General features: G+C 34.3%; 17 protein-coding genes and 1 tRNA gene. 11 read left to right on the top strand and 7 right to left on the bottom strand.

All coding sequences use genetic code 11. The features are described 5' to 3' along the window. Window positions 1-241: 241 nt before the first annotated feature. From WFZ86_RS05715 to WFZ86_RS05695, 5 genes are all read right to left on the bottom strand, one after another. Entirely contained in the window at window positions 242-469 is a 228-nt protein-coding gene (locus WFZ86_RS05715; protein WP_342691046.1) for a DUF6814 family protein, read from the bottom strand. A gap of 11 nt (window positions 470-480) precedes the next feature. Next, window positions 481-2,013 (bottom strand): MFS transporter, encoded by a 1,533-nt coding sequence (locus WFZ86_RS05710; protein ID WP_342691045.1) that lies wholly within the window; start codon window positions 2,011-2,013, stop codon window positions 481-483. Window positions 2,014-2,031: 18 nt separating this feature from the next. After that, window positions 2,032-3,411 (bottom strand): porin, encoded by a 1,380-nt coding sequence (locus WFZ86_RS05705; RefSeq protein WP_342691044.1) that lies wholly within the window; start codon window positions 3,409-3,411, stop codon window positions 2,032-2,034. A 92-nt stretch (window positions 3,412-3,503) separates the two neighbouring features. After that, window positions 3,504-3,923, bottom strand: coding sequence for a transposase-like zinc-binding domain-containing protein (locus tag WFZ86_RS05700; RefSeq protein ID WP_342691043.1), 420 nt, complete (start codon window positions 3,921-3,923; stop codon window positions 3,504-3,506). Window positions 3,924-4,132: 209 nt separating this feature from the next. Continuing rightward, window positions 4,133-4,205, bottom strand: a tRNA-Phe gene (locus WFZ86_RS05695). A 122-nt stretch (window positions 4,206-4,327) separates the two neighbouring features. Between WFZ86_RS05695 and WFZ86_RS05690 the strand changes: the two genes are divergently transcribed. The 6 genes from WFZ86_RS05690 (at window position 4,328) to WFZ86_RS05665 (ending at window position 10,057) form a co-directional block, all read left to right on the top strand. Beyond that, entirely contained in the window at window positions 4,328-5,062 is a 735-nt protein-coding gene (locus WFZ86_RS05690) for a type III pantothenate kinase (protein ID WP_342691042.1), read from the top strand. Continuing rightward, window positions 5,055-6,302 (top strand): BamG family beta-barrel-assembly machinery protein, encoded by a 1,248-nt coding sequence (gene bamG, locus WFZ86_RS05685; RefSeq protein ID WP_342691041.1) that lies wholly within the window; start codon window positions 5,055-5,057, stop codon window positions 6,300-6,302. The genes WFZ86_RS05690 and bamG overlap by 8 nt, the downstream gene beginning before the upstream one ends. A 22-nt stretch (window positions 6,303-6,324) precedes the next feature. After that, window positions 6,325-6,879: an LPS export ABC transporter periplasmic protein LptC gene (gene lptC, locus WFZ86_RS05680; protein ID WP_342691040.1), complete on the top strand. Its 555-nt coding sequence runs from the start codon at window positions 6,325-6,327 to the stop codon at window positions 6,877-6,879. Between the two features lie 12 nt (window positions 6,880-6,891). Next, window positions 6,892-7,086, top strand: a complete 195-nt coding sequence (locus tag WFZ86_RS05675) for a hypothetical protein (RefSeq protein ID WP_342691039.1) — start codon at window positions 6,892-6,894, stop codon at window positions 7,084-7,086. 213 nt (window positions 7,087-7,299) lie between these two features. Further along, window positions 7,300-9,399, top strand: a complete 2,100-nt coding sequence (locus tag WFZ86_RS05670) for a peptidylprolyl isomerase (RefSeq protein WP_342691038.1) — start codon at window positions 7,300-7,302, stop codon at window positions 9,397-9,399. 247 nt (window positions 9,400-9,646) lie between these two features. Next, window positions 9,647-10,057: a hypothetical protein gene (locus WFZ86_RS05665; RefSeq protein WP_342691037.1), complete on the top strand. Its 411-nt coding sequence runs from the start codon at window positions 9,647-9,649 to the stop codon at window positions 10,055-10,057. Here WFZ86_RS05665 and WFZ86_RS05660 read toward each other — a convergent pair. Continuing rightward, window positions 10,054-10,974: a GYDIA family GHMP kinase gene (locus tag WFZ86_RS05660; RefSeq protein WP_342691036.1), complete on the bottom strand. Its 921-nt coding sequence runs from the start codon at window positions 10,972-10,974 to the stop codon at window positions 10,054-10,056. The two genes, WFZ86_RS05665 and WFZ86_RS05660, sit on opposite strands and share 4 nt — an antisense overlap. A 25-nt stretch (window positions 10,975-10,999) precedes the next feature. Further along, complete coding sequence (locus tag WFZ86_RS05655) at window positions 11,000-12,316, bottom strand: hydroxymethylglutaryl-CoA reductase, degradative (RefSeq protein ID WP_342691035.1); 1,317 nt, start codon at window positions 12,314-12,316, stop codon at window positions 11,000-11,002. A 335-nt stretch (window positions 12,317-12,651) separates the two neighbouring features. Here WFZ86_RS05655 and WFZ86_RS05650 point away from each other — a divergent pair, with 335 nt between their 5' ends. The 5 genes from WFZ86_RS05650 to WFZ86_RS05630 all read left to right on the top strand — a co-directional run bounded on the left by WFZ86_RS05650 (window position 12,652) and on the right by WFZ86_RS05630 (window position 20,317). Next, window positions 12,652-14,823 (top strand): S9 family peptidase, encoded by a 2,172-nt coding sequence (locus WFZ86_RS05650; protein WP_342691034.1) that lies wholly within the window; start codon window positions 12,652-12,654, stop codon window positions 14,821-14,823. Between the two features lie 37 nt (window positions 14,824-14,860). Continuing rightward, window positions 14,861-16,552, top strand: coding sequence for a peptide MFS transporter (locus WFZ86_RS05645; protein WP_342691033.1), 1,692 nt, complete (start codon window positions 14,861-14,863; stop codon window positions 16,550-16,552). A 64-nt stretch (window positions 16,553-16,616) separates the two neighbouring features. Then, a complete protein-coding gene (locus tag WFZ86_RS05640) occupies window positions 16,617-18,275 on the top strand; it encodes a peptide MFS transporter (RefSeq protein WP_342691032.1) in 1,659 nt (552 codons plus the stop codon). A gap of 9 nt (window positions 18,276-18,284) precedes the next feature. Next, window positions 18,285-19,796 (top strand): peptide MFS transporter, encoded by a 1,512-nt coding sequence (locus WFZ86_RS05635; RefSeq protein WP_342691031.1) that lies wholly within the window; start codon window positions 18,285-18,287, stop codon window positions 19,794-19,796. Between the two features lie 53 nt (window positions 19,797-19,849). Beyond that, window positions 19,850-20,317, top strand: a complete 468-nt coding sequence (locus WFZ86_RS05630; protein WP_342691030.1) for a thioredoxin family protein — start codon at window positions 19,850-19,852, stop codon at window positions 20,315-20,317. Window positions 20,318-20,322: the final 5 nt, after the last annotated feature.

Below are 20,322 nucleotides of genomic sequence, written 5' to 3'. Positions count from 1 at the left end.
TTACAATTGAAAATAACCAAACAAGAAATAGATATACATAAATTTTGGGTAAACCCAAAAAATCCTTTTCACTATCAAACAATAAAACCAAAGGGAAATTGACTGCTAGAAATAATAGCAAACTTAAAATTATAAATTTCTGTTCGTGTCTTTTTTTCATAGTGGTTTTTATTTGTCAATTGCAATAGTTGTATTAAATCCGCTATTTCTTTAGATGAAAGAAATAGCGGATCCCAACTGCTTATCGTTTAGAATGGTCATATTCCCCCATAAGAGAATAATACCCAAAAATCCCCATTCCTAATACAACAAGAGGTGTTAGAGCACATAATATTATAATTCCGAAGACTAAATCTTCTTGTTTACCAGAAGCAAACTTGGGAAGTCCAAATTCAAAAATACAAAAATAGGCTGCTGCTATAGCTAAGGCAATCCATATCATACCTAAAGCTCTTTTTAATTGATCCATAATAATAAGAATTAAATGTGTTTATTTTTTTTAGAATTATCAAGATAAATCATTCCAATCACAAAACAGACAGAAGCAATGATTATTGGGTACCATAATCCTTCTAAATAATAATCGGATTGGCCTGCGTCTTTTGCATTGGTAACTAAATAGGTTGATATTGCGGGTAGTAATCCTCCAAATATTCCGTTCCCTACATGATAAGGAAGCGACATAGAAGTGTATCTTATTTTTACAGGAAACATTTCCACCAAAAAGGCAGCTATTGGGCCATAGACCATGGTTACAAATATCACTTGTATAAAGATATAAAATATAAGCATCCACTTGTCGCTTTCGTTAATTGTAATCGTTGTTTTTGTATCAACTTTTGGCTTACCATCAATGATTTTAGCGACACCATTTTCTAGAGCTACAGTTTTTGTTTCTACCCATTTAGTTCCATCTTCAAACTCTTTCGTAGTGGTGTATACAGAGTCTATAGCTTGTTTATTGGTCTTTGTTTCGGCTAATACAGTTGTTTTTTGTATGATTTCTGTTTTATTCTTTATGTTGGTAGTTTCGAACATTGCTTTGTAAATGGGACGATACAAAAGAATAGCAATTAACATTCCTCCCATCATAATGTATTTTCTCCCTATTTTATCACTTAGCCATCCAAAAAATATAAAGAAAGGGGTGCCAAGTATTAATGCAATTCCTAAAAGTGTATCTACTTGTGAGGAGTCTATTGTCATTACTGTTTTTAGGAAACTCATCGCATAGAATTGACCAGTATACCAAACGACACCTTGTCCCATAGTTGCTCCAAAAAGAGCAAGTAAAACAAATTTTAAGTTGTATCGGTTACCAAAACTTTCTTTTAATGGATTGGTGCTTGTTTTTCCTTCTGATTTTGCCTTCGCGAATACAGGTGATTCATCCATGTTCTTACGAATCAGATAAGAAACACCTACCATTACGATGGAAACCCAAAAAGGTACGCGCCATCCCCAATCGTCAAATTGTTCTGGCGTTAATACATTTCTAGTGGCCAATATTACCATTAGCGATATAAATAATCCTACTGTAGCAGTGGTTTGTATCCATGATGTCCAATAACCTCTTTGTCCCAAAGGAGCATGCTCTGCTACATAGGTTGCGGCGCCTCCGTATTCACCACCAAGAGCCAAGCCTTGGAGCATTCTTAGTACCAATACTAATAATGGCGCTACGAATCCTATTGTTTCATAACTTGGGATACAGCCAATTAAAAAGGTAGCGCCACCCATTAAAAGTAAGGTAACCATGAAAGTGTATTTTCTACCAATAATGTCTCCTAGTCTACCGAAAAATAATGCGCCAAAGGGACGAACGATGAATCCTACTGCAAATGTTGCTAGTGTTGCCAAGAAGGCAGCTGTTGGGTTATCGGCTGGGAAAAATTTTGTCGAAATGACCACTGCTAAACTTCCGAAGATATAGAAGTCATACCATTCAATCATGGTACCCATGGATGAAGCTGAAATTACTTTCCAGATTCCTTTTGTTGATTTGTTACTCATTTGGTTGTTTTTTTGGGTTTATAAATAGATTTGTAGTTGCACGATAAACTCTCCTTTGCTGTTCTCTTTAACGCCGGGAGCGCTATAAACAGGTCGAGTAGAATATTGTGTAGTTATTTTAGAATGATGTCCGTCAAGAAGGAAATTCGCGCCTAAATCATATTGTGTACTAGATTTTTGAAGTGCGTCAAAGTCTTTGTAGGTGACTGCGCCAAAGGGTTGTATTCTAACTTTTGGTTTTTCATTTTTATTAGGTAATAAAAAACCAGCTTGTGTGTACCAAATTGATCCACTACCTATTGTAGGTTGTGCATTTCCTGGCCCAGCAAGTGCTCTGTTGCCTGTGAAATTAGGATCACTAGCTCCAATATTCATGATTCCAATATTTCTTAAATAGTTAGGGCCAAAATCATAATTATAGAAAACACTGTATGCTGTAACGGCCATTTTTTGTTCTTTTTTTCCTATAGGAAGATCTAGAAAGACATCTGCGGCAAAAAGATTCATATCGTGTTTTTGAATTTGATTATTTACCGACGATTTTGTAGCATCTGGAGCAGTATAAAAACCAAGACCAATATTGAATACTTTTTTGGTACCAACATAAGTGCCTACTTTAAAAGGAAGCAAATTAGATTCTTGATCCAAAAATTGGTATTCAAAATAACCTGCAGTAGACCATTTTGCATTTCCATTATTATCAACAGCAATAGCATTAGCGGCATTATTCACATTTGTTGGAGTTACATTTGTAGCAAAGGGTTTATTGTGACTCAAACGATATTCGAATTTTCCGTATTTTCCTTTAGCAAAAAGGCCTACTTGACGCGCAAATTGATCGGAATTTTCAATTAATGGCCAGTTAAATATTGGTGCGTCAATAGTCAGGAAGTTAAGTGTTGACGCCATTGTTTCTCTAGAAAGCCCCATGTAGTAATGTAATCCTCCTCCTAATGAAAGACTAAATTTTTTATCTTTTTGAGGTAAAACTACAGCATACTCATTCCACGCATCGTGAAAAAAAAGGCCAGGTTTTTTTCCTGCTCCATAACCCCCAGTTCCTGCAGATCCTGAGGCGCCACCACTTGTAAAGGATTGATTGTTGATCCCAAAATGAGTTACAATCATATAACGAGGTGATAATTGAGAATAAGCCAAAAAACGCAGTCTTCTATTACCGATATCACTTGTGCTTGTAGTAGCTTCATTGCCTACTGCTGTGCCTGGATTCATTTGCGAAGAGCGAAACCAAATTTGATTCCATACAATAAAGCGCATGTATTTTGAACCGTTATCATTCAAATTAAATTTCATTCCGCCACCGTATTCACTTGCTCCTTGAGCGAGAGCGATTGTAGTAAAGAGTAGCGCTAGTACCAGGGGAAATTTTTTTTTCATAAAAATTAGTTTTGGTTGGTTTTTACAGTGCCAAATTCTAATTTAATTTTAGAAAAAAAAATAATGCTATATTTTTTTGTAAACCAGTATAGTTAGTCTTTAAAACGTTCCCATTTAATAAGCATAAATTTATCTCCAAGCTCGGTTATTATCATTCCTGCTCCTACCAAAAGACTTTTGTTTTTGAGATACTCTATTAGTTCAGAATGATTTAAAATACGATATGTAGGGTGGTAGTTAGCGTGCGATGGTTTTTTAATATTATAGGATTTAACCCAATTACTAATAGTTACGTGAGAAACGCCCAAAATACGTTCAATTTCACGATAACTTAAGCCTTCCAAATAGAGCTGCAATGCTTTGGAAACATAATAATCGTCAATTTTTTTCCCCAATTTATTTACGGTGAAAAAATAATTACATTTTTTGCAAGAGTATCTTTGTTTATTGCTAATAATACCGCTTTTAATTATGCGATCACTTTGGCATTTTGGACAGCTTAAAAGTTCCATGTATATATAATTTGCATAAATATAGCAAATTAGCAACATTATAAAAGAACAATATTAATTTTAATTCCTATTTTTTTATGCAATTCGTAATTTTAAACTAAAAAAAGTGAGTATTTATTAGCTTTGGAGGGAATATGGAAAATCTTGATTTCGATTTATTTCGGTAGTAGGTAAAAACAAAAAACCCGAATATTGCTATTCGGGTTTCGTGGTACCTCCAGGGATCGAACCAGGGACACATGGATTTTCAGTCCATTGCTCTACCATCTGAGCTAAGGTACCTTTACAATTTTGAGCAGTAGTGCTTGTTCATTGCGGGTGCAAATATAGAACCATTTTTAATTTATCCAAAACAATTTTAAAAAAAAATCTATTCGTACCTTAGCTCCCGCTAATTATTACATATGATTTTAACCGTAGACATTGGAAATACAAGGATTAAAGGCGCTGTTTTTGAGCAGTATACACTTGTTGAATTTTTTGTTTTTGAAGTAGAAGAACTTCAAAAAAAAATTGAAAATATTTTAAAGAAATATCCAAAACTCAAGTATTTGGTCGTTTCTTCGGTTGGAAATTTAGAAAAAGCCTTCTTTTTAGCTTTTGAATCTAGGCTTAAAGTTCATTTTGTAACCCATAATGATGCTTTTCCATTTGAAAACAAATATGCAACACCCAAGACGCTCGGAATTGACCGAATGGTTTTAGCCGCTGGGGCAACGCTTCAGTTTCCGGGACAGAATAGATTGGTCATCGATGCGGGGACATGTGTAACTTATGATTGTATTGATGCTAAAGATAATTATCTAGGAGGTGCTATATCTCCAGGGATTCGATTGCGATATGAATCATTACATAATTATACAGCGAAATTACCGTTGTTAACGAAGGAATTACCAAACGACTTTATTGGCGATTCAACAGTTAAGGCTATTCATTCTGGAGTTGTAAATGGATTGGTCTATGAAATTGACGGTTTCATAGACGAATTCAAAGCAAAGTATTCAAAATTTATAATAATTTTAACGGGGGGTGATGCAGATTTTTTGGCTATGCGATTAAAAAATACCATATTTGCCAATTCAAATTTCCTTTTAGAGAGTTTGAATCAAACATTTCAATATACAATCAACAATGATTAAAAAAATCTTTATAGCAGCTAGTTTGCTTTTTTCATTAGTATCCTTGGCTCAACAAGGGACTTCTTCCCCTTACTCATATTACGGAATTGGTGATATCAGATATAGAGGAATGTTAGAAAATCGATCGATGGGAGGCGTTGCAATTGAACAAGATAGTATTCATATCAATGTTGAAAATGCCGCTAGCTATGCTAATCTAAAATTAACTACACTTACAATGGGAGGTACTTATGGTACTAAAACACTTAAAGATGATACTAATAGCGCTTCTGCAAAAAGAACAACGTTAGATTACATGGTGGTTGCTATTCCGATTGGTAAACTGGGTGTTGGGTTTGGTTTGATGCCTTTTTCTTCCGTAGGATACAAAATTCAATCGATAAGTCCAGATGGCTCTCAAAATAACAAACGATTAGAGGGTACAGGAGGTGTAAATAAAGTTTTTTTTGGTACTGGATATAAATTGACTAAAAACTTCAGTATTGGTGCTGATGTTCAGTACAATTTTGGTAAAATTGAAACGGATAATTTAGAATATGTTACGGAAGTTCCGGTTGGTACTAGAGAGACGAATGTGGCTTATATTTCAGGTCTTAACTTTAATGTTGGGGCTATGTATCAGGCCAAAATTACTCCTAAATTGAATCTTTATTCTAGTGTGAATTATACTTTTCAAGGGAACTTAACTTCTGAAAACACCAGAACCATTTCTACTGTGGATTATGAGGGGACTTTTGATATTGATCCTGAGGGATTTGATGAAGTAACAACCACTAGAGAATTAGAGTTGCCTAGTAAAGTAACGTTAGGTTTAGGTTTTGGAGTATCTAGAAAATGGATGCTTGGGGCTGAAGTAGCCATGAGAGAAGCTGGGAATTTGGCAAACAACTATAATAATGTAGCTGGTGTGACTTTTAAGAAATACAGTCGCTATAGTGTGGGTGGATATTACATCCCAAATTATAATTCTTTCACTAGTTACGCAAAACGGATTGTGTATAGAGGGGGATTTCGTTATGAAAAAACAGGTTTGATGGTTCAAAATCATAGCATTGATGATAAATCAGTAACTTTAGGTTTTGGGTTACCTTCAGTAGGATCTTTTTCTAATTTCAATATAGGATTAGAATATGGTATAAAAGGGACTACCGTTGCTGGTTTAATTCAAGAAAATTATTTCAATGCTAGTGTTAGTTTCTCTTTGAGTGATAAGTGGTTTGTTAAAAGAAAATTCTACTAAAAGTAGTTTCTAATTCAGTAAAATGACTTTTTCCATAAAACCATTTTTTGCTTCGCTACTTTTTGTTTCTCTCCTTTTGAGCTTGTTTTCTTGTGAAAGTAATTTCAAAGAAGTGCAAAAAATTAATGTTTCAGAGTTTAATCCTACTGGAGAAGCTGATTCCATTAATGTAAAATACACCGACTCGGGACGAATTTCGGCTGTTTTGGTTAGTTCCAAAATGCTTGACTTTTCTGGAGTCGATTTTCCTTTTACAGAATTTCCTAAAGGAATTGATGTAACTTTATTTGATGCCAAAGGAAAGAAAACGTTTGTGAAGTCCAATTATGCTATCTCTTATAAAAGAACAGGGATTATTGATTTGCAAGGAAAAGTCAAAATTACTACACAAGATGGACAGGTTTTAGAAACAGAACAATTATACTTTGATCAAAAAAACGAATGGTTTTATACGGAAAGGCGTTTTACTTTTTCTAGTCCCAAAGGCTCATCAAGTGGTCAAGGGATTGATTTTAGTAAGGATTTTAAAGTTATAAATTCTCAAAAAATCTCAGGAGAGGTTGATACCAACAATTAAAATTTACTCATAATGAAATATTTAAAATTTACTTCCTACGCTTATTTGGCTTTTGCCTTGTTTTTTGTGTATGATGGTGTAACCAAATGGAATGAGCCCACTCAAGGACCATGGCTGAGTTTTGGAATAGCAGCAGTAGCTGTGTTTATGTTCTTTTTTAGAACTAAATACTCTAAACGTTTCGAAGATCGTAATTCGAATCAATAGTTTTTTTGCTATAAAATAGTAGAACAAGAATAGAAAATACTATTTTCTAGGGAAGCAGTTTGGAAAAATAAGATAGCGTTCGTTAAAATAACTGCAATCGCATATTTTTTTTAAAACTTTAAAAAAACTTCTAAAATAAAACCGTCCAAGTGTTATTATTAACTAGATAATTGTATTTTCGCAAACTGAATATAAAAATTAACAACAATAGAAATGGCAGTTTTAGCAAAAATTAGACAACGTTCCGCTTTATTGATTGGAGCAATCGCAATTGCATTGTTTGCATTTATAATTCAAGACCTTATTGGTAAAGGTGGTCTTGGTCAAAATACAAAAGATGTTGGGAGTATTAATGAAAAGGATATCGCTTTTGAAGATTTCAGACTTAAAGTAAGTAATCTTGAAAAAAGTGGTCAAGGAATTACTCCAACTGAAGCCGCTAACAGAGTATGGGAACAAGAAGTTACATTAGCTTTGTTGTCTACTGAATTTGAAAAATTAGGATTAAGAGTAGGTGAGAAGCACATCGTTGAAGTATTTAAAGCGGATCAAAATATTGGTAAAAACCCAATGTTCTTAAATGCTGCTGGACTGTTTGATTTAGCAAAGTTTAAAGATTTTTTCAAATCAAATCCAGAACAAGCTCAGTATTTGAAGGATAGAGAGAAAGATGCTGAAATCAATGCGAAGTATCAAATCTACAACACATTAATTAAGTCAGCACTTTATACTACAGAGACTGAAGGTAAGTTCAAGTATGAAGCAGAAGCTAATAAAGTAAACTTTGCTTATGTAGCTGGTTTGTATTCTACTATTAAGGATAGCGATGTTAAAGTTACTGATGCTGAAATTACTGAGTACATGAGTAATAACAAAAAGAAATTCAAAGCAGACGAGTCTCGTGAAATTTCTTATGTTTTAATCGAAGATAAAGCTTCAGTGCAAGATGAAGCAGAAGTGAAAAATAAAATTACAAGTTTGTTATCAGGGAGTGTAGTGTACAATCAAGCAACAGCTAAAAATGATACGGTTCCAGGATTTAAAAATGCTAAAAATGCAATTGACTTCGTTAATGCAAATTCTGACGTTCCTTACGATTCTACTTATATTGCTAAAAAAGATTTACCAGCAGTAGATGCTGATCGTTTGTTTAGTTTGCCAGCAGGGGCTGTTTATGGACCATACAAGTTTGGAAACTACTATTGTTTGTCTAAATCTTTAGGTTTTAAATCAGGAGTAAATGCTAAAGCAAGTCATATCTTAATTAGTTATGAAGGGACTCAAGTACCAAACAAACGTGAAGTAAGAACTAAAGAAGAAGCTAAAGCAAAAGCAGAGTCTATTTTGGCTCAAGTTACTGCGAATCCAGATAGTTTCTTGATGTTAGCTTTTACTGCTTCTGATGATTCATCTGCACAACAAGGCGGAGATTTAGGTTATTTTGGACCAAATGCTATGGTTAAACCATTTAACGATTTTGTTTTTGGAAACGGTATTGGAAAAATAGGCTTAGTAGAAACTCCTTTCGGTTTTCATATTATCAAAATTACCGATAAGCAAGATGGAATTCGTTTGGCAACAGTTGCTCAACGTATTGAAGCTTCTGAAGCTACTTCTGATAAATTATTTGCTCAAGCAACACAATTCGAAATGGAAGCAGCAGAGAAAGATTTTGATAAATTAGCTAAAGACATGAAATTAACAGTTGCTCCTGTGGTTACTGTAAAGGCAATGGATGAAAACTTTGGTTCTTTAGGAAATCAAAGAGCAATCGTAAGATGGGCTTTTGAAGAAGATTCAAAAGTTGGATCTATCAAACGTTTTGAAGTGGCAAATGTAGGTCACGTCATTGCAAAAGTGAAAAGTGTAGATAATTCAGGTTTAGTAGCAGTGTCTTTGGCAAGACCTTACGTGGAGCCAATTCTTAAAAACAAAAAGAAAGCTGAGATTATCAAAGCTAAAATGACAGGAAGCTCATTAGAAACAATAGCTAAAACAGTAGGAGCTCCAGTTCAACAAGCAACAGGTTTGACATTAGAAAATGCTGTACTTCCTGGTGGAGTTGGGCAGGAAGCTAAAGTTGTTGGTAATGCATTAGCATTAGCTGCTAACAAAATGTCTGCTCCAATTGAAGGAAATACTGGAGTTTATGTTGTGAAAAACGTAAGCACAGTTAAGGCTCCAGCTTTGAAAAGTCATGCAGCTTATGTTACTAAAGTAAAAGCTCAAAACAGTGGAGATAGCAATAGAGCTATTCCAGCTTTGAAAGCTTCTGCTACGATTGAAGATAATAGAAAACAATTTAGTTTCTAGCAAAAAAAAACTAGTTGTTATATTATAAAAAAAGCCAGATACATTGATTTGTATCTGGCTTTTTTATTTTAGGACAATTGCTTTTTTTGACTTATTTTGTACATATTCTGAATAATTTGTTAAATCAAAAATAATACTGTTAATTTGCCAAAAAATTGTCTTTGAGACTTTTATCTTGATAGAATATAATTGGTAAATAATACAATGAGAGAAAATCGTTTTAGTACCTTGATTTATAATTATGAAAATGCTTAGTTTTTTTAAAAGAAAGCCTAAAGAGTATTCCAAAATTGAAAATCATATTTATGGAATAATAACAGAGCTGTTAAAGGTTAGTGCTACCGATATTAATTGTGATGAATTAGGTGGAAAGTACTATCTAAGCAATGAAGAGCAGCATTTTAAAGTTACTATATTGGGAAATGATTCGGTGATTCGTTTAACCAATACAAGGGATTCTGTTGCAGAGAAGTACGATAAGGTTTTTGTAGAAGATGTTTTGAGAGCCGTAAAAGAAGAAAAACATCGTCGAATGGAGTTGGTCTACGATTCAATTACCAATAGCATTGAAAAAATGGCTGAAAGACTTCATAATACACTTATCGAATCTAATGAGCAAGAGCAGTCGAATGAGCAGAATGTTCTAAGTGGATTTTAAGCCCCTAAAATCATCTCTTTGTAAGGAATAACAGTTGAGTATCCTTTACTTGTAAAGTATGCTGTGGGATCCTCTAAAGCTATTGCTAAGACAAAATCACCTCCCCAAGCGCCCAAGCTTTTTACTACTCCATCAAAATCCGAGAAAAGAGCTTCTTGAACAGTTAATAATTCTAAAATAGCACTCATTTCGTTTTCGTGTAATTGTAGTGCGTTAGCAAAAGAGCGTACTGAGCTTGCTTGTGCAACAGCATTGGTCAATTTGTTAATTGATGAAATGTTCTGTTTTAGATTTTGATTTTTATTATTGTAATACGCTGCTATGGCACTTTTACTACTCTGTTTTTGATTTAAATACACAAAGTAAAGATTTGAAGCAAACTTTGGGTGGAAATCGACTGGTGTAACATTCGGTTTTTGATTTTCTAATTGATAGAAAATAGGAGTGTTGTTTTGAGCACAAGCAATATCATAGCCGCTTCCTCCAAAGCTATTATTGAGCAATTCAAATGCATCTACTTTAAGCCATTGTGCTAGATTATTGATCAAAGTAGATGATGTTCCCAATCCCCATTTTTTTGGAAAAGTAAGTGCTGTTTCGATTTGATAACCCGTTTCTTTTTGGAAAGCACTGGGTTGTAATAACTGAGCATGATGTAAAATAGTCAACAAGGTGTTTCTTACCGAAGATTCTGAAATTTCTTTGTAATTTACAATGGCTTCCAATTCCAGTTCGTCTTCAAACCAAATTGTGCCATCTGCATCAAAACTTCTCCACGAAATGGTTGGTTTATCATGAGTAATAACTTGTAGGTTTTGTCCCATTTTTGTTGGGAGCGCCAAAGCATTGGCTCCATCCAGAACTAGGTATTCTCCAGTAAGTAATAGTTTTCCGTTGCTGTAAAAAGTTTGTCTCATGGAACATCAGGATTCTAGTCAGTCTTTATTTTCGTAATTCTTCAATATAATTCACTACGGCACTATGGGAAATTGTGTGGTGTTTGAAGTGTCTTTTTATGTTATGGCGTTCTTCTTCGGTGACATTAAATTGATTTAAAATGTTGTTCAAATGCATTTTCATATGTCCTTCTTGTATGCCAGTAGTGGTTAAAGAACGAAGTGCTGCAAAATTTTGTGCTAAACCAGCAACAGCTACAAATTGCATCAATTCTTGTGCGGAAGGTTTTTCAAGCATTTCGAGGCAAAATTTCACTAAAGGATGTAGCGAGGTTAAACCTCCAACTGTTCCTAATGCTAATGGAATTTCTAACCAAAAAGTGAATTGTCCGTTTTCTATTTTAGCGTGAGACAAACTACTGTATTGTCCCTCTTTTGAAGCATAGGCATGAACGCCAGCTTCTACAGCTCTAAAATCATTTCCTGTGGCTAAAACTACGGCGTCAATGCCATTCATAATGCCTTTGTTGTGTGTAACTGCTCGATAAGGTTCTACTTCTGCAATTCGAACGGCTTGCACAAATCGTTTTGCGAAATCTTCAGGATTAGGGATATGTTTTTCGGCTAAGTCTTCTATTGGGCAAGAAACTTCAGCTCGAACCAAGCAATTGGGAACATAATTAGAGAGGATACTCATAATTACTTCAATTTCCTTTTCCTCAGCCGTAAATGATTCGTAGTTTTCTGCTTTTTCTTTTAAGGTTTTAGCAAATTGTTCCAAGCAAGAATTGATGAAGTTCGCTCCCATACTATCTTTAGTTTCAAAAGTAGCGTGCAATTGATAGTAATCAGGAATCAATTCTGTTTTATCTCTCAACTCGATATCTAAAATTCCGCCTCCGCGTTGTCTCATATTTTTGGTCAACGCTTCGGTGTCTGAAAAAAAAGTGTTTTTTATGTTGGCAAAAAAATCTTTTAATTTTTTAGCATCTCCTTTGTAGATGAAATGAACTTGACCAATTTTCTCGGTATTGATTATAGTTGCTTTGAATCCGCCTCTTGTAGCCCAAAATTTGGCTGATTTTGCTGCTGCTGCCACAACGGAACTTTCTTCAATAGCCATTGGTATTGAGCTGTTTTTGCCGTTGATTAAAAAATTTGGAGCAACTCCAAGAGGAATATAAAAGTTAGTAATAGTATTTTCAATGAATTCGTCGTGTAATTGCTGTAAAATGCTGTCAGAATTCCAGTATTTTTTTAGTAAATCAATTGCTTCAGATGGTGTTGAAAAATAGTTGTTGGCAATCCAGTTTATTTTTTCTTCTTTAGATAGTTTTGAAAATCCTGCGATGGTATTGTTCATTTTCAATTGATTAATGATTTTGACAGCAAATATACGGTTTTGCTTTTTTTTTATACCATTACTTTTGGCATTCTTGATGGAAGTTCTTCTATGTGGGATTGGTAAGTTTTAACACATTTCATAAAGCTTTATTGCAATTTTTTTACTAAAATTGGCATCGTTTTAAATATAACTCAATTGAATGTGTTTTTATGTTTTTTTGTCTGAAGGAACAAAAATGCGTTGAAAAAAAATAGTTTATGAAATCGCCATTGACAATAGGTTTGTTGTAAACAAACACCGATAAATAAAAGGCGATACCATATATGACCTATTAAAAAATAAATTTTATATATATGAAATTAAAAAAATTGGCTTTATTGTTTTTTATCGGAATGTCTTCCGTTTTTGGGCAACAAAAAATAACGGTAGAATCTATTTTTAGTGGTGCTTTTAGAACCAAAGGTATGGACGCTTTGCAGGCTATGGCAAATACTAATCAGTACACCGTTTTGAATCCAAATCAGGCTCGTAATGGCCAACAAATTGATTTGTATGATTATGCTTCATTGAAGAAAGTAGCCACTTTAATTGATACAAAAGATTTTCCTCAATTATCAGACGGAATCGACAGTTACACCTTTAGTGAAGACGAAAAACTAATGTTGATTGCCAATAATACTCAGCCAATTTTTCGTCATTCTTTTACAGCCGATTATTTTTTATACAATATAACTTCTAAGCAATTAGTCAAATTATTTGATTTTCCTGTTCAAGAGCCAACGCTTTCGCCAGATGGTAAAAAGATAGCTTATGCAAAAGACAATAATTTGTTTGTTTACGACATTGCTTCAAAAACGACAACCTCAATTACTTCAGACGGAAAAAAGAATAGTATTATCAATGGTATTACCGACTGGGTGTATGAAGAAGAATTTGCTTTTGTAAAAGCTTTTGACTGGAGTGCCGATAGCAAAAAAATTGCTTTTATCCGTTTTGACGAATCAGAAGTCCCTGAGTTTTCAATGTCGATTTTTCAAAAGGAGTTGTACCCAAAAGTAGAGACATTTAAATATCCTAAAGCTGGTGAAAAAAACGCAGTAGTGTCTTTGCATATTTATGATGTAGCGTCTCAAGCTAAAAAAGACGTGAATTTAGGTAACTATAATGATTTTTATATTGCAAGAATGCAATGGACAAACGATGCTAATGTGCTTTCGGCTCAAGTGTTGAATCGTCATCAAGATAATATAGATTTGTTGTTTATTGATGGTGCTACAGGTGTAGCAAAAGTAGCATTGAACGAAAAAGACAAAGCTTATATTGATGTTACAGACAACTTGACTTTCCTAAAAGACAACAGCTTTATCTGGACAAGTGAAAAAGATGGCTTCAATCATATTTATTTATATGATAAAACAGGAAAGTTAATTAATCAAGTGACCAAAGGCAATTGGGAAGTAACTAATTATTATGGGTTTGATGAAAAAACAAAAACTATTTTTTATCAATCGGTAGAAAATGGCTCTATCAATCGAGACATTTATCGCATTGGTTTAGATGGTAAAAACAAAGTACGTTTGTCTTCTAAGGTAGGTACTAGTGCAGCTACTTTTAGTCCAAATTTCCAATATTTTATTACTACATTTTCAAGCGCAACTCAGCCTCCAGTTTATACTTTGAACGAAGCCAAAGCTGGAAAGCAATTGCAAATGATTGAGGAGAATCAAACCTTATCCAATAATTTAAAAGGCTATAATTTGCCTACAAAAGAATTCTCTGTTTTGAAAACAGAAAAAGGAATTGAACTCAATATGTGGATGATAAAACCTAAAGATTTTGATCCTAATAAAAAATATCCTGTGTTTATGTTCCAATATTCAGGGCCAGGTTCACAACAAGTCAATAATGATTGGAACAGTCCTGATGATTATTGGTTTGTTTCGCTTACTCAAAAAGGATACATTGTGGCCTGTGTTGACGGAAGAGGTACAGGTTTTAAAGGAGCGGCATTCAAAAAAGTGACTCAAAAAGAATTGGGGAAATACGAAGTAATCGACCAAATTGATGCGGCCAAAGTATTGGGTTCTTATTCTTTTGTGGACAAATCAAGAATAGGAATTTTTGGTTGGTCGTTTGGTGGATTTATGGCATCGAATTGTATTTTGAAAGGAAATGATGTTTTCAAAATGGCTATCGCAGTGGCCCCAGTTACCAATTGGCGTTTTTATGATAGTATTTATACGGAACGTTATATGCAAACCCCGCAAGAAAACCCTAGTGGTTATGATGATAACTCGCCAATTAATCACGTACAAAAATTAAAAGGCAAGTTTTTATTAATACACGGCTCGGCAGATGATAATGTGCACGTTCAAAATTCAATGCAAATGATGGAGGCCTTGATTCAAGCCAATAAACAGTTCGATTCTCAGATTTATCCAGACAAAAATCACGGTATTTTTGGGGGCTATACCCGAATTCAACTTTACAATAAAATGACTAACTTTATCCTTGAAAATTTATAATAACTAACCTCAATCATATAATTTAAACTAGACTACAATGACAGAAACTCAAGAGAAAACAGCACATCCAAAAGGACTTTGGGTATTGTTTGGAACAGAAATGTGGGAACGATTCAACTTCTATGGAATGCGAACCCTATTAGTGCTGTTCTTAGTAAATTCTTTATTAATGAAAGAAGAAGATGCTTCTTTAATCTATGGTGGTTTTCTAGGATTATGTTATTTAACACCTATGTTAGGTGGTTTCATTGCCGACCGTTATTTTGGAAACAGAAATTGTATTTTATTAGGTGGTCTGATGATGGCAATCGGGCAATTGTTATTGTTTTTTAGTGGCAGTATTTTTCCTTCTAATATATCATTGGCTACTACATTAATGTATAGCGCATTGGGAATTATTGTTTTTGGTAATGGATTTTTTAAGCCAAATATTTCTAGTATGGTGGGTAGTTTGTATCCAAAGCAAGAAAAAAGCAAATTGGATACTGCTTTTACTATTTTCTATATGGGAATTAATTTAGGAGCATTTTTAGGCCAATTTATTTGCCCTTATTTAGGAGATGTAAAAGATACAGGCGGAATCAGAGATATTTACGCTTTTAAATGGGGATTCCTAGCAGCAGCAGCAGCTATGTTGATTGGAACCGTTTTGTTTTATTTCTTAAAAGATAAATATGTTGTTTCTCCAGAAGGGAAGCCATTAGGAGGATTGCCTTCTAAAAATGAATCTTCTGATTATGAAGAAGGAGAAGCTCAAAGTGCTGTTTTCTCAACAAAAGCTTTAGCTTTTTCTGTAGTGGCGTTCGTTGGAATGTTTCTAGCTTTCCATTTTTCTGTAGATGGAACCAATGTTGTAAAAACAATCATCTATCCAATTATTTATGCTGCGGGTATCACATTGGCAGGATTGATTTTATCGGATAGTTCGTTGACCAAAATAGAACGCGACCGTATTTTGGTAATTTATATTATTTCTTTTTTCATTATTTTCTTTTGGGCAGCTTTCGAACAAGCAGGTTCTTCATTGACCTTCATTGCCGATTACCAAACTGATAGAAATTTCTTTGGCTTCCAAATGCCAGCTTCTATGGTTCAAATTTTCAATGGATTGTTCGTTGTGGCTTTAGCAGTTCCTTTTAGTATGCTATGGGATAAATTAAGAGCGAATGATAAAGAACCAATTTCGCCAGTAAAATTAGCGATTGGTTTGTTTTTGATTGCAGTAAGTTTTTATATGATTGCTACTCAAGTAAAAGATTTAGGAACTTCTGGATTATTGGCGATTAAATGGTTAATTCTTTTATACTTAATCAATACTTGTGCAGAGTTGTGTTTATCTCCAATTGGACTTTCATTAGTTGGTAAATTGTCTCCAAAACGTTTTTCTTCATTGTTGTACGGCGTTTTCTTTTTGTCTAATGCTTCAGGATATGCTTTGGCTGGAACTTTAGGTTCTATTCTTCCTGCTACTGGAGATAAGTTTATTAAAGCGAAAGAGCTTGGAATCGATTTACAAGCAATTTTGGATAAAAAAATAGTGCCAACTCCAGAGCAATTACAACTTTTAGAAACAAATCAAATTAGTCCAAATAATCCTGTTTTTGTAGGTTTTGAAATCCATAATCTTTTTGAATTTTTTATGGTATTTGTTATCTCTACAGGAGTTGCTGCAATAATTCTATTTTTATTGACGCCATTTTTGAAAAAAATGATGCACGGTATCCGTTAATTTATTTATACTCTTCTTAAACCTACAAGTATTTCTTGTAGGTTTATTTTTTAATACTATTTCTATGTGGAAAAATCATCCTAAAGCCTTGCCTTATTTGTTTTTGTCTGAAATGTGGGAACGTTTCGGTTATTATTTAATGATTGGAATTTTCACGCTTTATCTGAAAGACGTAGAAGCTGGATTTTCAATGACCGAAAAAGAAGCTTCGGATTTGTATGGAACATTTATCGCTTTGGTATTCTTGACTCCCTTTATTGGTGGATTAATTGCTGACCGTTATTTGGGTTATAAAAAATCCATTATACTTGGTGGATTAATGATGGGAGTGGGGTACCTGATTATGGGAGTGCACAGCATTCCAATGTTGTACACTGCGATGACGTTGGTCATTGTAGGTAATGGTTTTTTTAAGCCTAATATTTCTACGTTATTGGGTAATTTCTATAACGATGAGCAATACAAAGACCGAAAAGATGAAGGGTATAACATTTTCTATATGGGTATCAATGTTGGGGCTTTCATTTGTAATTTCTTCGGTGCGGCACTAAAAATTCTTTTTGGCTGGCAAGAAGCTTTTATGGCTGCTGGTGTGGGGATGTTTATTGGTGTTTTGGTATTTATGTTGGGCACCAAACATTATGGGGATAAAACCGAAAAGAAAGGAGTTCAAGAAGGGGATATGCCTTTTTATAAAATTGTTCTTTTTATTTTAGTGCCTTCGTTGATTTTTGGAGTGATTGGTTGGTTAATCAAAGGAATTACTTCGGATAGTAATCTAGACAGTTCCATTTTTGGTTCGGATAGTACCGATGCTTTTGTGTTCGCTTGTATTCCTGTGATTTTCTTTTATGCAAGTCTTTACTTTAAAGCTAAGGTAGAAGATAAACGACCTATTGGAGCTTTGCTTTCAATTTTTGCAGTCGTGATTTTATTTTGGGCGGTTTTTAAATTGAATGGTTCTGCTTTAAATAATTGGGGCGATAAATATACTGATAGAGAGTTAACGGGTGTGGCACAACAAATTGGTTCAAAGTTGGTACTTACTGACACGCTAACCTATAAAAAAGACTCTGTTGCCTTGTATGATGCTGCTTTTAGAATTCAGAAAGAAGATGGAAAAGTCATCAAAGTGGTGGATTATCCTTTGTATTTTAGAAATGTAGCCAAAGAAAAATTGCCTAAAGAAGAAAGTAAAATCTATACTTGGTCGGCGAACCTGAGCCAATCGATTAATCCGGGTTGGGTAATTCTTCTGACGCCTTTGGTCGTGGCGTTTTTTACTTTTTTGCGTAGCAGAAAAAAAGAACCCTCAACACCTACCAAAATTGCTTTCGGTTTGTTGATTTCAGCTTTATCGGTCTTGGTTATGGTGGCTGCTGTTCATATTGGTAATAATGGCGCAGAAAAAGTCTCCGTATGGTGGTTGGTGGCCAATTATGGTGTAATTACCATTGGAGAATTATTCTTAAGTCCGATGGGATTATCTGTGGTCTCAAAATTAAGTCCAAAAAACATCACCTCTTTGATGATGGGAGGTTGGTTTTTGGCCACTTCAATTGGTAATAAATTAAGCGGCGTTTTGGCCAGTATGTGGGATTCTTATGAAAACAAAGCTAATTTTTTCTGGATTAATTTTAGTCTTTTAATCTTCGCAACATTACTGATGTTCGCTTTGGTAAAGGAATTGAATAAGGTTATGAAAGAAAAAGGAATTAATTAAATCAAGTAGATGGAATCAAATATAACATTAGAACAAATTCAGAATTTTAAAGGGAAATACCCAAAACAGTTGTGGTATTTGTTCTTTAGTGAAATGTGGGAGCGCTTTTGCTTTTACGGAATGCGCGGTATGTTGGTGGTCTTTATGGTGAGTCATCTTGGAATGAATGAAAAGGTTGCCAATTTGCAATACGGAGCGACTCAAGCTTGGGTATATGCGTTTACTTTTATTGGAGGTTTGTTTGCCGATAAGATTTTAGGTCTTCGAAAATCACTCTTTTGGGGTGGTATTCTAATGATTATTGGGAGTGTTATTTTGGCTGTTGACCCCAAGAATTTTTTCTTTATTGGTCTTGGTTTTACGATTGTAGGAACTGGTTTTTTTAAACCCAATATTTCATCGATGGTGGGGCAATTGTATCCTGATGGAGACCCTAGACGTGATGCGGGATTTTCTTTCTTTTATATGGGGGTAAATTTAGGTGCCTTGATTGGTGGTTATATCTGTATCGCTGTTGCCGAAGGATCCATGTGGCAATCAATTGTTCCTGAACATTTGCGTTGGAATGTTGGTTTTGGTTTCGCTGCGATTGTAATGATTATTAGTTTATTGACTTTTACTCAAACCCAAAAAAGTTTAGGTCCAATTGGTCTTTCTCCATTAAAAGAGATGATGGTCTCTAAACGCAAGCAATTAGAAATAGTAACTTATGTAGGGTCATTACTTGTTATTCCTTTGATTATTGTGATGGTAGCCAATACGCATTATACCGATTACTTTATGATTTGTATCGGACCCGCTTCCATTTTGTATTTGTTATACGAAATGAAAAACTTCACTTTAGCGGAGAATAAAAAGTTATTTGCAGCACTGATTTTCATTATTTTCTCCATTTTCTTCTGGGCTTTTTTCGAACAAAGTGGAGGGTCTTTAAGTTTGTTTGCTGTAAATAATTTGAATAACACTATTGCTGGTGTAGAATTGAGTCCTAATGGAGTGAACAATTCTGCGAATTCCTTTTTCGTAATTGGTTTTGCAGCTTTGGTTGGCTTGGTTTGGCTTTGGTTAGATAAAAGAAAAATAGAACCTAACACTGTAATTAAGTTTGGCCTTGCCTTTTTATTCTTAGCTGGTGGCTTTTGGGTATTTTATTATACGAAGTTTTTTGCTGATGGTTTTGGGAGAACTTCTTTAGGTATTTTTACTTTTGGATGGTTTGTGATTACTTTGGGTGAATTGTGTTTGTCACCTATCGGAATGTCTGCAATGACGAAATTATCACCTTCCAAAACGCAAGCCGTAATTATGGGGATGTGGTTCTTGGCTAGTGCCTACGGGCAGTATTTTGCAGGTATTTTGGGTGCTAACATTGCAGAAGCTTCGGAGCAATCGAGCAATATAGAGAAGCTTAATGTTTATGCCGATGGCTATTTACAATTAGCTATTTATGCCTTAATTGCTGGTGTGGTTTTGATTGTACTTTCACCATTGGTTAGAAAATTAATGCAAGAAGTAAAATAGCCGACATTTAAACATTATAATTTTATATATTTTTGTCAAAAATAATTCATCGTATGAAAAAAATAATTGTATTTCTGTTGTTTACATTTTGTGTAATCGAAGGACAAGCGCAAGAACTAAAATGGTTTACCGATGTGAAAGAAGCTGTTGCCATTGGTAACAAAGAGAAAAAACCACTTATGCTTTTTTTTACTGGTAGTGATTGGTGTGGCTGGTGTATCCGTTTGCAAAAAGAAGTTTTAAAAACGCCTGAATTTGCTAAGTGGGCTAAAGAAAATGTTATTTTAGTTGAATTGGATTATCCCAGAAAGCAATATCAAACCGCTGAAATTAGAAGGCAAAACGCTGAATTACAACAAGCATTTGGTGTGCAAGGATATCCAACGGTGTTTTTTGCAAAAGGAGTTACTAAGAATGGTAAAACCAATTTTGAAGGTTTAGGAAGTACGGGTTATGTAGCTGGAGGTCCAGCTGCTTGGTTGGCCGTAGCCAATGGGTTTTTAGCGCAAAAGAAAAAATAGTTTTT

The sequence above is a fragment of the Flavobacterium polysaccharolyticum genome, from assembly GCF_038739875.1.
Classification (GTDB): Bacteria; Bacteroidota; Bacteroidia; order Flavobacteriales; family Flavobacteriaceae; genus Flavobacterium; species Flavobacterium polysaccharolyticum.
This window is presented reverse-complemented; position numbering and strand designations above follow the sequence as displayed.